Consider the following 13693-nt stretch of genomic DNA (forward strand, 5'->3'; position numbering starts at 1 on the left):
GTAATCGAAACTGCACGGTAAGCCTTGCCTGAGGGCTACCGCAAGTGACGGCCGTCACGGTGGCCGCCGGGCTCCTGCGGGGACGTCGGCGGGCCGGCCCGCGGCGGCAGCCGCGGGGCCGTGTCCGGGGGCGCTTCCGGCGGCGCCCAGGGGCACTCCGGGGGCACTGTCGGCGGGCCGTGGTACTTCTCGGGTGATCGCGGTGAACGACGGCACCCTGGCCGCGCCGGGCAAGTGGGAGCTGCTCGCCGCCCGCGGCATCACGGGAACCTGAGGAGACCGCGATGGCACCGGCAGAGACAGGGGCGGAAGGGCCGGGAGCGGGCCTGCGGTGCGTGCACTGCGGGCGGGACATCGGGTGCGGCCCGCCCGCGGCGGGCGGCCCGGCGTGCCTCGGGCAGATCCACACCGTCGGCGGGGACGCCCGCTGTTTCCCGGAGCGGGGGGCGGCGAGCCCACGGGCCAGGCCGCCGGGCCCCTGCGGCTGCACGGCCCGCACCCTCGTAACGGCCGGGCCGGACGTGCCCCCGCCGCTCCCCCGCGGGGCAGCCGGACGGTCTCCGCGGCGATCGCCGGGGCCGGCCGGCCGTACGGAGCCCGCCGCCGGAAGCCCGCCGGGCACCGGTACGGAGCGGCTGGCCGGGATCGGCAGGGCATATCTCGACCGCACCGGACCCGGCCCGGAGCCGGAGACCGTCGTCCTGCCGGACGGCGCGGGGGTGTGCGTGGTCCGGCCCGTCCGCGGCGGCGGCGGCAAGGTGTACGTGGCCCCCGACGGGACGGTGCTGTTCGCTCCCTCGGCCATGGACTTCGCGTCCGGGCTCGCGGCCTTCCTGGACGGCGCCCGCACTCCCCCGGCGCCCTGACACCGGCCCCGCGGAAACCCGCGACAGCCGCGCCCCGCGGCACGTTGTTGGCTAGGGTGGCCGGGGGGTGACCGATCCCCATCGCCCCGGCGGAGGGACGGTACAGCCGGTGTTTTCCGGACTGCACAGGCCGACGGAGCCCGTACGGGCGGAGTCGGACACGACATCGGACACCCCAGGAGAGTTACCGGCGGGCGGCCGGGCAGATCACGCGCTGCTCCCCCCGGCGCTGCGCCCATGGCCGGTGCCCGTCGCCGTACTCGCCGCGCTGACGGCCGTGGCCCTCGGCTTCCTCTACAGCGCCGACGGTGTCCTGGGCCGGCTGGACACCCGGCTGCGGCCCCCGGTGGAAGGGGTCGGGTATCCCTGGCGGCGGGCCGCCCTGGCCGTCGACTTCCTGGGTGAGCCGGTCGGGGCGGCCCTGCTGGTCATCGCCGTCGTCACGGGCTGTCTGCTGCTCCGGCGGCCGGGTGCCGCGGTGTTCACCGTCGTCGGCGCCGGGCTGGCAGTGGCGGCGACCAAGCTGCTGAAACCCCTGGTGGGGCGGACCATCAACGGCGAGCACCTGTCCTATCCGAGCGGGCACACCGCCTTCCTGACCGCGATCGCCCTGGTGGTGGCACTGCTCGTGGCGGGCCGTCCCGGGACGGGCAGAGCGGCCGGTGCGGTGTTCGTGCTCGCCGCGGGCCTGGTCGCGGGGGCCGCCATGGGATGGGCGCAGGTCGCACTGAACGCGCACTATGTCACCGATGTCCTGGGCGGCTGGTTCACCGCGCTGGCGGCGGTACCGGCGGCCGCGCTGCTGGTCGACCTGGGGGCCCGCGCCGCCCGCCGGGAGCGGCGCTGACGCCGTCCCGGGGCGGCTGCGCCCCCGGGGCGGGGGCCGGAACCGGCCGCCTTGCCGGGTGGCTGCAGTCGCGGCGGTGACGGCGGTCGCGGGGTGACGGCGCGTACCCGGGCGGTCACCGCGGCCCGGCCGGGGCGCGGTGGCGGCCGCACCGGCGGGATGGCCTCGGTGGCGGCGGTCGCGGCCCGGGCCCGGACCCCGGTCGGGTGGTACCCGGGACCGGCCGGATCAGGCCCGGCGGCGGAAGACGGGCTTCACCGGGCGCCCGCCCAGCCAGGGGGTGGGGTCCCCGGCGTCCAGTGCCTTCCGGTAGACCGCGCACGCCTGGGCCACGGTGTCGACGGTGTGGTCGATATCGGCGTCGTCGAGCGCGCTGCTCACCACGAACGACGGGGCGAGCACCCCGCCCGCGAGGAGCTGCCGCAGAAACAGGGTGCGGTACTCCTGCGACGGCCGTCCGTTTCCGTCGAGGGTGGCGAAGACCAGATTGCTGGCCCGGCCCCGGACGGTCACATGGTCGCCGACGCCCATGCTCTCCGCGGCGGAGCGGACACCGGCGGCCAGGCGCTCGCCGAGGGTGTGCAGCCGGGCGGTGACGCCCTCCTCGGTATAGGTGGTGAGTACGGCCATGGCGGCGGCCAGCGAGTGGGTTTCCGCGCCGTGCGTGGTGGAGAGCAGAAACACCCGGTCGCGGGAGTCGCGCAGCCCGCCCCGCTCCATCAGGTCACGGCGCCCGGCCAGGGCGGAGACCGCGAATCCGTTGCCCAGGGCCTTGCCGAAGGTGGAGAGGTCGGGGACCACGCCGTACAGGCCCTGGGCGCCCGCCTCCGACCAGCGCAGACCGGTGATCATCTCGTCGAAGACCAGCACGCAGCCGTACCGGTCGGCCAGTTCCCGCAGGCCCGCGAGGTATCCGGGCGGCGGCTCGGTGTGCCCGGCGGGTTCGAGGATCAGACAGGCGATCTCGTCCCGGTAGCGGGTCAGCAGTTCCTCGGTGGCGGCCAGGTCGCCGTAGGGGAAGGACAGGGTCAGTTCGGTGGTCGCCGCGGGGATGCCCGCGGACATCGGGGTAGTGCCGATGAACCAGTCGTCGACGGAGAAGAACGGCTGGTCCCCGCAGAGGGCCACCCGCGGGCGCCCGGTGACGGCGCGGGCCAGGCGCACCGCGGCGGTGGTGACGTCGGAGCCGTTCTTCGCGAACTTCACCATCTCGGCGGTCGGGACGGTGGCCAGGAAGCGTTCCGCGGCCTCGACCTCCAGATGGGACGGGCGGACGAAGTTGGCGCCGCGGTCGATCTCGCGCCGGACGGCCTCGTTCACCCGGGGGTGGGCATGGCCGAGGCTGACCGACCGCAGGCCGGAGCCGTACTCGACATAGCGGTTGCCGTCGACGTCCCATACATGGGCGCCGCGGCCGTGGCTGATCACCGGCGCCAGATGCTCGGGGTACTGGTCGTCGCCCTTGGCATAGGTGTGGGCGCCCCCGGGGATCAGGGCGTGCAGTCTCTCGTTGGCCCGCCGCGACCGGGGCAGCAGGAATTCTCCGGTGTCCACGCAGACCTCAGCTCTCTCGGTTCTCTCGGCTCGCCCGGCTCCCTCGGTTCTCTGGATTCTCCGGGTGATCCGGGTGATCCGGGCGCTGCGGCTGCTCCGGATGCCCGGGGCCCTGCGGCCACTCCGGGTGCTCCAGGCGCTTCAGCACCTCGGCGAGGCCGGGTGCCTCGCGGTCCCGCCGGGACACCGAAACGGCCGGCAGCGGCCAGGGCACGGCCAGCGCGGGGTCGTCGTAGGCGATGGTCACGTCCTCGGCCGGGTCGTGCGGGCGGTCGATCCGGTAGGAGACGTCGGCCGTTTCGGTCAGCGCCTGGAAGCCGTGCGCGCACCCCGCCGGGATGTACAGGGTCCGCTGGGTCTCGCCGGAGAGTTCGAAGAAGGCCCGGTTGCGGTAGGTCGGCGAGTCCGGCCGCAGGTCCACGACGGCGTCGAAGACCTTCCCGTAGGAGCAGCGCACCAGTTTGGCCTCGCCCGCGCCGGAGCGGAGATGGAGTCCGCGCAGGACTCCCCCGGCGGAGCGGGACACGCTGTCCTGGACGAAGGCGTCCGGGTCCAGGCCGGCCGAGCGGACGACTTCGGCGTCGAAGGTGCGGCAGAAGAAGCCGCGTTCGTCGGCGTACGGCACCGGTTCGAAGAGGTAGGCGCCGGTGATCTCGGGGACGGGGGTCGCCTTCATGGAGTCTCCCGCAGGACGTGGGTACGGGTGGGACCGGCCGCCGGGAACACGGCCGCGGTCAGGGCGGTGAACTGCTCGCGGAGGCCGCGCCCGGCGGCCTCGTTCCGTTCGGCGAGGGTCCGGCGCAGCTCCGCCGACCTCCGCTCCACCTCCCGGAACAGGTCGAGGAGCCGGTCGGCGTCGACCTCGCGGGCCGGGTGGCAGTACTCCGCCAGCCCCATCCGCGCCATCAGCGCGTCGCTCTTCGCCGCATAGCTCAGGGCGAGGGTCGGCGTCCCGGCCTTCAGGGCGCAGACCAGATTGTGGTAGCGGGTCGCGACCACGGTGCGGGCGGCCGCGGTCTCCGCCATCAGCTCGGCCAGCGAGGCCGCCCCGGCGGCGGTGACCAGGGGCGAGTCGACGGCCTTGATGATCGCGGCGACCACCGCCGCGTCGGCGTCGTCGCCGGTGAGCAGCCGGACGGTTCTGCCGTCCTCGGCCAGTGCCCGGACGAAGCGGGTGGTGCCGTCGAGATAGCGGCGGTGGATTTCCGCGGCCCGGGCGCGGTCGTCGTTGCCGCCGTGGAAGTCCATGACGCCGACGCAGACCGGGCCCCGCTCGTCCGGGGGCACGACCGCCGGGGGGCCCGGCAGGGCGAACGCGAGGTCCGGGTAGACCTCGTCGCGCGCGGTGTCGACGCCCATGGCGCGCATCGCGTCCCGGGAGTGGGTGTCCCGGTACGACCGGTAGGCGGCCAGCCGGGCCGCCCAGCGCACCAGGGCGCGGGTGGGGCGGCTGCCGATCGCCGCGGCGCCGACGCTGACCAGCGCGACCCGGGTACCGAAGAGCCGGCCGGTCGCGGAGAGCAGGAAGAGCGAGTACGGGAAGCCCCAGGGCCGCAGCGGCAGGGTGGCCTCCAGAACGCCCATACCGGGCACGATCACCACGTCGTGGCGGCGCACCCAGGCGGCGGTGCGGGCGATGTCCACGAGCTTGCCGAGGCCCTTGGTCACGATCGCGCCCGCGCGGGACGCGGTCCGGTACTCGCCGGGGTTCCAGTGCAGCCGGGTCGCGGGGATCCCGTACCGGGCCGTGACGGCTTCGGGTCCGCCGCACAGAGCGTCCACGACCGCGTCCGGGTGCTCGGTCCTGAGGTATCCGAGGACGGCCTCCAGCGAGCCGTCGTTGCCGAGGTTTCCGGAGCCGAGCAGGCCGAACACCCCGACGCGTACCGGGGTTCCGGCGCCGGGCCTCATATCTGCCTGCCTTCCCGGCCGGCCACCAGGGCGTCCACGGAGACGTCGTACCGGGACGGGTCGACGGGGGCCCGGTCCTCGACCCGCTCCCCGGCGCCCGGCCGGGCCCGGCTGGTCGCCCAGGCGGCCAGATGGCGGTAGCAGGCGCGCCGGTCGGCCGGGGACAGCGGCGCCCGCCGGATCGCGGCGACGAAGCCCCAGACGTACTCGGCGAGCAGCCGGGGCAGCGGGTGCAGCGCACCGGCCCGGCGGGGGTCCAGATTGACGCAGCGGGCGCGCTTGGAGGGGTTGGCCCGCTCGGCGCGGGTGGGGTGGTCGCGGCGGAAGTACAGCAGCTCCGGCACCTGGTGGAAGGGGCCGTGCAGACCGATCTCGGAGACGAAGGTGCGGTCCGCGTGGTGGTAGCTGTCGTGCGGTTTGACCCGGCGCAGCATGTCGGCCCGCATCACTCCGTAGAAGTCGTCGCCGCCGGGCTCGAAGAGCATGCTGCGGAAGCGTTCCGGTGCGTGCGGCGAGTCGGTGGCGAGGGAGTACTCGTACGGGACCTTCACCCGGCCGTCGCCGTCGATGACGGCCTGGCCGCTGTGGGCGAGGACGATATCGGGCCGTTCGTCGAGCGCTTCCACACAGCGGCGCAGCAGGTCGCGGGCGTACAGGTCGTCGTGGGAGGCCCATTTGAACAGTTCGCCGCGGCATTCGGTGAAGACGTAGTTGTGGTTGGGCGCGGCGCCGATGTTGCGGGGCAGCCGGAGGTACCGGATGCGGGAGTCCCGGGCTGCGTACCGGCGGCAGATGTCCCGGGTGCCGTCGGTCGACGCGTTGTCGGAGACGACCAGTTCGAAGTCCTCGTAGGTTTGGCCGAGCAGGGCGTCGAAGGCCTCGGCGAGGTACTCCTCGCCGTTGTACACGGGGAGGCCGATGCTCAGCCGGGGTTGGGCGGTCATGGGGTCCTCACTTCACGGGTGGTTTGCGGTGGTGCTCACGCAGGGCGGCCCGGAGCTGGAGCCACCAGACGGCCGAGCCGGTGACGGTCGCGGCGGCGACCCCCCAGGCCGAGCCGGCGGCGCCGGCCGCGGCGGCGCCGCCGAGTCCGCCGGTGACATAGCAGGCGGAGGCGAACAGCTGGCTGCGCAGACTGTGCCGGGCGGCGGCGAGCGCGCGCAGCCCGGCGGCCGCGCCGGTGCCGAGGGCGGCGCCGACGACGCCGAGGACGGCGGGCACGATCAGCTCGGACGCGCCGTCCCAGACATCTCCGAGGACCAGTTCGCCGGCCCGGTCCGGGACCAGCAGCAGGGCCCCGCCCCAGAGCAGGGCGGCGGCCGCCTGGCCGCCGCCGAGGAGCAGGCAGAACCGGAGCAGGCGGTGCGGGGCCTGCCGGACCACGCGGGCCGCCTCCGGAACGGTGACCAGGGACAGCCCCATCAGCAGGGTGAGGAAGGGGCCGAGCAGGAGTTCGGCGCCGCGGATCGTGCCGACCGCGCCGACCCCGGCGATCGCGCCGAGTCCGTACGCCCGCAGCTGGGCGGCGCCGCTGACGCCGACGTTCTCGGCCAGATACCGGTAGCCGAGGTCGCGGTGGGCCCGCAGCCAGGCGCGGGTGCCGCCCGGCCGGGGCCAGATGCCGGACTGGAGGCAGCCGTAGCCCGCGGCCACCGCGGCGGCCGCGCCCCAGGCCAGCACGAAGGCGGCGACGCTGTCCGCGCGGGCCGCGGCCACCATGGCGGGGACCAGGGCGACGCAGCCCAGGACGTCGTTGGTGAACGCCTTGCGCCCGGTACCGGCGGCGAAGAACGAGTACCGCCAGGCGTCCTGGAGCAGCAGTCCCGGCAGGACGACGCCGAGGCAGGCGAAGGCGGTCCCCACCGGGCCGCCGACGGCCGCCCCGGCCGCCAGGCAGACCGTGCCGACGGCGGCGCCGACGACGAGCGCGGTGCCCGACGACCGGGCCGCCGCGGTCCGCCAGGACGCGGCCGGCGCCCCGCTGAAGCGCACCACCAGCGGATCGGTGGCCAGCCCGCGGGAGATGCTGAGGACCACGCCGTAGGTCACCCAGGCGAGGCTGAACACGCCGAACGCGGCGAGCCCCAGCGAGCGGGCCACGAAGATGCCCACCGCGAAGTTGTTCAGGCTGCAGACCGCCTGGTCGGCCAGTCCCCAGGAGAGCCGGCCGGCCAGTGCCCGCCCGGCGGACGGCCGGGCGGTCCCGGCCGGGTCCGCCGGGGTCGTCTTCCCCTTCCCGGTGGTCATCGGTGTCATGCCTTGATCAGTCCGGCGGCGGCCAGGGCGTCGGCGGCCGCGGCGACGGTGCCGAACGGCAGCCCGGACCGTTCGGCGACGTCCAGCAGGGTGTGCTCGCCGTCGGAGACGCTGAGCACCCACAGCATGGCCAGCTGGGCCTGCTGGGCGTCGCTGCGGCCGCCGAGCGACGCGTACAGTCCGCGGCGGCCCAGCTGGGGTTCGCCGTACGGGCTGAGGTTGACGTACGTCCGGTTGCGGTCGAGTACGGCGAACGCCTCGCGGCAGACGGCGAGGGTGTCCGCCATCGCCGCCGGGGAGACGAAGTCCAAGTCGTCCGCCGAGGTGTGGTACTCGGGATATCCGGCGTACGGGGTCCGGCAGAGCGAGCCCACGCCCAGGTCGAACCCTGGCGAGCAGAACTGCCGCTCGTCGTAGCCGTACGGGGTGAACTCGACGACGCTGTGCGGGCGTCCGGAGTCGCTCAGTACATGCCGCAGCACCCGGTCGATCTCGGCGTCGCCGCGTCGGCTCTTCTTGTACGTGAGGGAGCCGGAGTCACCGGCGCAGGCCAGCACCAGCCCGTGTTTCACCCGGTCCACCCGTTCGGCGTTGCGGGCCAGCCAGGTGATCGCCCCGATGGTGCCGGGGGCGAACAGGAACCGGTAGGTGTAGTACGGCGTGCGCTTCGCCAGCTCCCGGGCCAGGAACACGGCCACCGCGATACCGGCCAGATTGTCGTTGGCCAGCGACGGATGGCAGACATGGCAGGAGACGATCACCTCGTCGGGTACCTGCCCGGGGACGATGTGCTCGGCGTAGGTGAGATGGCCGTCCGCGAGGGTGGAGTCGATCCGTACCTCGTAGTCGCCGTCCGGCATCGCGTCCAGGGTCTCCTGGGCGAGGCAGAACCCCCAGTCCGGCCGGTAGTAGCTGGTGCGGTAGGGCACCCAGGACGGCCGGTCGGGCAGGGTGTGCAGGTGTTCGCGCAGCTCGGCGAGCGGCATGGTCGCCGCCACCGGGGTGCTGTAGCCGAGCACGTGCAGGCTGGAGGCGGCGAAGTCGACGATCCGGTTGCCCGCGGTGTCGGCGATGTACGCGTCCCGGATGTTCCACTCCTGCGGCACCGTCCAGTCGAGGACCTGGGTCCCGGTGGGCACCTCGTGGACCCGGAGCGGGACGTATTCGCCGACGATGTCCAGGGTGGCGCGCACACCGTCGCCGGTGATGCTCCGGCAGAGCGGGTAGAGCCGCTCCACCAGTTCGTGCATCCGCTCGCCCGAGGTGGTCACCGGCGCCACCGCAGGGTGGCGTCGACGGTGCCCTCGCCGGACGCCGCGCGCAGGACGGCCAGCCGGGTGAAGCGGCTCTCGAAGGCCTCCCGGGACAGCTCGTACTTCCGGTAGGCGTCGGCGAGTTCCAGCGCGCCCTGCCGTACCGTCCACTCGCAGTCGAAACCGGGTATCGCGGCCCGGAACCGGGAGAAGTCCACCCGGTACGACCTCGGGTCGGCGCCGTTCTCCCCGGTGATCACCACCCGGGAGCCGGGGACGGCCTCGGCGACCTCGGCGGCGATCTCGGCGACGGTGACGTTGTTGGTCTCGCTGCCGATGTTGAACGCCCGGTCGTGCACCGCCTCCCGGGGCGCGGTCAGCGCGGCCGTGAAGGCCCGGGCGATATCGGCGGCGTGCACCAGCGGGCGCCAGGGGGTGCCGTCGGAGAGCACCAGCACCTCGCCGGAGAGCAGGGCGTGGCCCACCAGGTTGTTCAGCACGATGTCGGCGCGGAGGCGGGGCGAGAAGCCGAAGGCGGTGGCGTTGCGCAGGTACACCGGGGTGAAGTCGCCGTCGGCGAGGGCGTGCAGATCGTCCTCCACGCGCACCTTGGACTCGGCGTACGGCGTCACCGGGCGCAGCGGGGCGTCCTCGGTGACCAGGCCGCCGCCGCCCGCGGCGCCGTAGACGGAGCAGGTCGACGCGTACAGGAAGCGCCGTACCCCGGCGTCGCGGGCCAGCCGGGCCAGCCGTACGGACGCGTGGTGGTTGATGTCGTAGGTGAGGTCGGGTGCCAGCGCCCCCAGCGGGTCGTTGGAGAGCGCCGCCAGGTGGATCACGGCGTCCACCCCGGCGAGGTGTTCCGCGGTGATGTCCCGCAGGTCCACCCGGTGTCCCGCCGGGTCGGCGGGCGGCGGGCCCAGCACACAGTCGGCGAACAGGCCGGCGTCCAGCCCGGTGACCTCGTGCCCGGCGGCTTCGAGGACCGGGGCCATCACGGTCCCCAGATAGCCCTGGTGTCCGGTCAGCAGCACGCGCAAGGTTCATTCCCCCAGGTCGAGAGTGAGTTTGGTGAGGTCGAACGCCTCGGCGTAGCGGGCGTGGCATTCGATGCCGCGGATCCGCGCCAGTCCGAGGAAGGCCTCCCGGTCGTACCAGGGCCGGTGGCGCTGGGAGGGGTAGTGCTCCTGGAGCAGCCGGACCTTCCGTTCGGCGGTCTCCGGTGACAGCGGCTGATAGGCCGCCGGACGGCCGAGGTCGCCGTCCCATTTGACGATCTCGTAGCCGAGCACCAGATGGTCGCGGAACGCGGTGGTCATCAGCTTCGCCAGGCCGCGGTGGTCCTGGTGGGCGTCGTCGGTGCGCGGGGCCAGGACGAGATCCGGTTCGGTCCGCGACCGCAGCTCCTCGACGGCGGTCTTGGCCTCGTCCCAGCGTGCCGGGAGCCGGCCGTCGGGGAGTTTGAGGACGGTCAGCCGGAGTTCGGCGCCCGGGCAGAAGGCGGCGAGGGCGGCCCGTTCCTCCTCCTCGCGTTCGCTGCCGGCGCCGGAGAGCACCAGCGCGTCGACGCGGATGCCCGGCCGCGCCAGACAGAGCGTCAGCAGGGTGCCGCCGGCGCCGATGGCGATGTCGTCGCAGTGGGCGCCCACCGCGACGATGCGCTCCAGCGGCCCGGTCCGGAGCGGGATCATACGGTCCCCGCCCCGGCGCCGGTGCGTGCGGTGTCCCGTTCCCAGACGGCCCACGGGCGGTCGCCGCGGGCGTAGGCGGTGTCGAGCGCGGCCCGCTCCTTCACGGTGTCGGTCGGCTTCCAGAAGCCGCGGTGCCGGTACGCCGCCATCCGGCCCTGTTTGGCCAGACCGGCGCAGCCGTCGGCGACCAGGTCCCCGTTCTCCGGGATGTGGTCGAAGACCTCCTGGCGGAGCACGAAGTAGCCGCCGTTCTCCCAGAGTGGCAGTTCGCTGACCGCGGTGATGCCGCCGACCAGGCCGTCCTCGCCGAGTTCGACGCAGTGGAAGGAGGACTGCGGCGGTACCACCATCATGGACGCGCCCGCGTCGCGCCGGCTGAAGCGGTCGATCATCTCCGGCAGGGGGGCGTCGGTGAGCACATCGGCGTAGTTGGCGAGGAACATCTCGTCGCCGTCCAGATGGTGCCGCACCCGGCGCAGCCGCTCGCCGATCGGCGATTCGATGCCGGTCTGCACGAAGGTGATCTTCCAGGAGGCGATATCGGTGGAGAGGAGTTCGGTCCGCCCGCCGCGGAGCACGAAGTCGTTGGAGACGGTCTCCTCGTAGGTGAGGAAGAAGTTCTTGATGTGGTGGGCGCCGTAGCCGAGGCAGAGGATGAACTCGGTGTGCCCGAAGTGCGCGTAGTAGCGCATGACGTGCCAGATCAGCGGCCGCGGGCCGACCATGGCCATGGGCTTGGGTATGTCGTCGGGCGTTCCGCTGCGCATGCGCAGCCCGTAACCGCCGCAGAACAGTACGACCTTCATGACTGCTTGACCTCGACAATGCTCAGTTCCGGGATGGGGAAGACCAGCCGGCCGCCCCATTCGTGGAGGTAGGAGAGCTGCTCGACCAGTTCGGCGCGGAGGTTCCAGGGCAGGACGAGCACATAGTCCGGCCGGTCGGCGGCGATCTGCTCGGGCGGCAGGATCGGGATGCGGGTGCCCGGGGTGTATCTGCCGTGCTTGTACGGGTTGCGGTCGACCGTGTACGGCAGCAGGTCGGGCCGGATGCCGCAGTGGTTGAGCAGGGTGTTGCCCTTGCCGGGGGCGCCGTAGCCGACGACGGTCTCCCCGCGGTCGGCGGCTTCGACGAGGAAGCGCAGCAGGTCCCGGCGGACCTTGGCGACCCGGGCGGAGAACTCGGTGTAGCCGGAGAGTTCCTGGAGTCCGGCGGCCTTCTCCCGGGCCAGCACGTCGGCGACCCGGGCGCTCGGTTCACCGGCGGCCGCGGCGGGGCGGGCCCAGAGCCGGATGGAGCCGCCGTGGGTGGGCAGCAGTTCGACGTCGACGAGGGAGAGCCCGCCGCTGGCGAGCGCCCGGATCGCGGAGGCGACCGTGTAGTACTGGAAGTGCTCGTGGTAGATCGTGTCGTACTGGTTCTCCTCGATCAGGGTCAGCAGGTGCTGTACCTCGATGGAGACCCAGCCGTCGTCGGCGACCAGGGCGCGCAGCCCCCGGGTGAAGCCGACCACGTCCGGGATGTGCGCGTAGACGTTGTTGGCGACGACCAGGTCGGCCGGGCCGTGTTCGGCGCGGACGGCGGCGCCGGTGTCCGGGTCGAGGAACGCGGTGAGGGTGGGCACGCCCGCGTCCCGCGCGGCGGCGCCGACGTTCACCGACGGCTCGATGCCGAGGCAGCGGATCCCGCGTTCGACCAGGTGTTTCAGCAGATAGCCGTCGTTGCTGGCGACCTCGGCCACAAAGGCGTCGGGGCCGAGTTCCAGCCGTCGTACGGCGTCGGTGACGAAGGTGCGCGCATGCTCCACCCAGGAGGTCGAGTAGGAGGAGAAGTACGCGTACTGCGTGAACGTCTCCTCCGGGGTGATCAGCGGGGGGATCTGCGCGAGCCAGCAGTCGGTGCAGACCCGCAGGTGCAGCGGGTACGCCGGTTCCGGCCGGTCCAGTTCGTCCGCGGCGAGGAAGCTCTCGCACGGCGGGGTCGCGCCGAGGTCGACGACGCTCGCCGTCGCCGCCGAACCGCAGAGTCGGCATCCTGTCATCTACTGCTCCCGTCCCTGCCCGCGCGGGTTTCCCGCGCGGGGCCAGTGGTTCCTTCTTCCGTCGGCGGCGGGCCGTCCCCGCCGCCGGACCGACCCGCGATCGCGGTGCGGTACTCCTCCTCCAGTCGCTTCAGTCCGACGGCCGGGCTGAAGCCCTGGTCGTAGCGGCGCCGGGCGGCCCGGCCCATCTCCCGGCCGCGGTCCGGACCGGCCGTGATCCGGCGCAGGCAGGACGCGAGGGATCCGGGGTCGCCGGGCCGGTGGAGCAGCCCGGTCACCCCGTCGTCGACGAGTTCGACGAAAGCGCCGTGGGCGGCGGCGACGGCCGGCACTCCGGCCGCCATCGCCTCCGCGACCACCAGGCCGAAGGTCTCCATGGCCGTCGAGGGGGCCACCACGGCGACCGCCTTCGCGACGGCGTCCCGGCACGCCTCCCGGTCGAGGAGACCGGCGTACCGGACGTCTTCCCGGCCCGCCGCCCAGGCGGTCAGCTCCCCTTCCAGCGGTCCCGCGCCGGCCACCACGAGCGGTACGCCGGGGCCGCCGTCCTCGGCGAGCCGGTCCCAGGCGGCCATCAGCAGCCGGACGCCCTTGGTGTCCGCGAGGCGGCCGAGGAAGAGCAGGTGCTCGCCGTCGCCGGTCCGGCGGATACCGGGGTCGGGCACGAAGTTGTGCTTCACCACCAGCCGGTCCCCCGGCATTCCGGACCGGACCAGGACGTCGCGCTGGGCGCCGGAGATGCAGAAGAACCGGTCCACCCCGTTCCACCAGCGCCGCCGGTTGACGGCGAGGCCGACCGCCAGCGGTACCGTCGCCAGCCGGGAACCGCGGTAGCAGCCGTGCCGTACGGCGGGCAGCGCCGTCGCCGATCCGGCGCACTCGGTGCACAGCGCGTCGTCCCGGTACAGGGTGCCGGGCGGGCAGACCTGGTTGTAGTTGTGCAGGGTGGCCACGGCGGGCACTCCGGCGTCGGCGCAGGCGGCCAGCACCGCGGGCGACAGCAGCGGGAAGACGTTGTGGATATGGACCACGTCCGGCCGGTCGGCGCGGAGCCGGGCGGCCAGCTCCTTGCGGACCGCCGGGTTCCAGGGCACCAGCAGCGGTATCGCGGCCTTGCCCGGCAGCGACCGGGCGGCGATGTCGTCGCTGCGCCGCTCGAACATGCCGACCCGGTGGCCGGCCGCGCGCAGCAGCCCCGCCTCCTGGTCGACGACTCTGTTCTCGCCGCTCGGCTGTGCCGAGGAGTAGCGGTTGTGCACTACGAGGATGTGCAT

11 protein-coding genes and 2 pseudogenes are annotated in these 13693 nt (G+C 73.7%); 2 read left to right on the forward strand and 11 right to left on the reverse strand.

Features of this window, described 5'->3' with window-relative positions; genetic code table 11:
- The first annotated feature begins 284 nt into the window (after positions 1 to 284).
- A complete protein-coding gene (locus ACWDR0_RS00555) occupies positions 285 to 866 on the forward strand; it encodes a hypothetical protein (RefSeq protein ID WP_456349362.1) in 582 nt (193 codons plus the stop codon).
- Between the two features lie 244 nt (positions 867 to 1110).
- Positions 1111 to 1713, forward strand: a complete 603-nt coding sequence (locus ACWDR0_RS00560; RefSeq protein ID WP_456349363.1) for a phosphatase PAP2 family protein — start codon at positions 1111 to 1113, stop codon at positions 1711 to 1713.
- Positions 1714 to 1941: 228 nt separating this feature from the next.
- Here ACWDR0_RS00560 and ACWDR0_RS00565 read toward each other — a convergent pair whose 3' ends face one another.
- The 11 genes and pseudogenes from ACWDR0_RS00565 to ACWDR0_RS00615 form a co-directional block, all read right to left on the reverse strand.
- Positions 1942 to 3267, reverse strand: coding sequence for a glutamate-1-semialdehyde 2,1-aminomutase (locus tag ACWDR0_RS00565; RefSeq protein WP_456349364.1), 1326 nt, complete (start codon positions 3265 to 3267; stop codon positions 1942 to 1944).
- A 130-nt stretch (positions 3268 to 3397) separates the two neighbouring features.
- Positions 3398 to 3943 (reverse strand): annotated as a pseudogene (locus ACWDR0_RS00570) (dTDP-4-dehydrorhamnose 3,5-epimerase family protein); the annotation flags it as partial.
- Positions 3940 to 5178, reverse strand: coding sequence for a polysaccharide pyruvyl transferase family protein (locus tag ACWDR0_RS00575; RefSeq protein ID WP_456349365.1), 1239 nt, complete (start codon positions 5176 to 5178; stop codon positions 3940 to 3942). The pseudogene ACWDR0_RS00570 and the gene ACWDR0_RS00575, both read right to left, overlap by 4 nt.
- A complete protein-coding gene (locus ACWDR0_RS00580; RefSeq protein WP_456349366.1) occupies positions 5175 to 6122 on the reverse strand; it encodes a glycosyltransferase family 2 protein in 948 nt (315 codons plus the stop codon). Before ACWDR0_RS00580 ends, ACWDR0_RS00575 begins: the two co-directional genes overlap by 4 nt.
- Positions 6119 to 7434: pseudogene (locus ACWDR0_RS00585) on the reverse strand (hypothetical protein). Before ACWDR0_RS00585 ends, ACWDR0_RS00580 begins: the two are co-directional and overlap by 4 nt.
- The gene (locus ACWDR0_RS00590; protein WP_456349367.1) at positions 7431 to 8714 is read right to left on the reverse strand and encodes a DUF4910 domain-containing protein; all 1284 of its coding nucleotides are present in this window, start codon (positions 8712 to 8714) and stop codon (positions 7431 to 7433) included. The pseudogene ACWDR0_RS00585 and the gene ACWDR0_RS00590 overlap by 4 nt, the downstream one beginning before the upstream one ends.
- Entirely contained in the window at positions 8702 to 9727 is a 1026-nt protein-coding gene (locus tag ACWDR0_RS00595; RefSeq protein ID WP_456349368.1) for an NAD-dependent epimerase/dehydratase family protein, read from the reverse strand. The genes ACWDR0_RS00590 and ACWDR0_RS00595 overlap by 13 nt, the downstream gene beginning before the upstream one ends.
- Before the next feature lie 3 nt (positions 9728 to 9730).
- Entirely contained in the window at positions 9731 to 10378 is a 648-nt protein-coding gene (locus tag ACWDR0_RS00600; protein WP_456349369.1) for a PIG-L deacetylase family protein, read from the reverse strand.
- Entirely contained in the window at positions 10375 to 11184 is an 810-nt protein-coding gene (locus ACWDR0_RS00605) for a glucose-1-phosphate cytidylyltransferase (protein WP_456349370.1), read from the reverse strand. Before ACWDR0_RS00605 ends, ACWDR0_RS00600 begins: the two co-directional genes overlap by 4 nt.
- Positions 11181 to 12419 (reverse strand): methyltransferase domain-containing protein, encoded by a 1239-nt coding sequence (locus ACWDR0_RS00610; RefSeq protein WP_456349371.1) that lies wholly within the window; start codon positions 12417 to 12419, stop codon positions 11181 to 11183. The genes ACWDR0_RS00605 and ACWDR0_RS00610 overlap by 4 nt, the downstream gene beginning before the upstream one ends.
- Positions 12416 to 13693 (reverse strand): glycosyltransferase family 4 protein, encoded by a 1278-nt coding sequence (locus ACWDR0_RS00615; protein WP_456349372.1) that lies wholly within the window; start codon positions 13691 to 13693, stop codon positions 12416 to 12418. The genes ACWDR0_RS00610 and ACWDR0_RS00615 overlap by 4 nt, the downstream gene beginning before the upstream one ends.

This window comes from Streptomyces sp. NPDC003691, assembly GCF_053981115.1.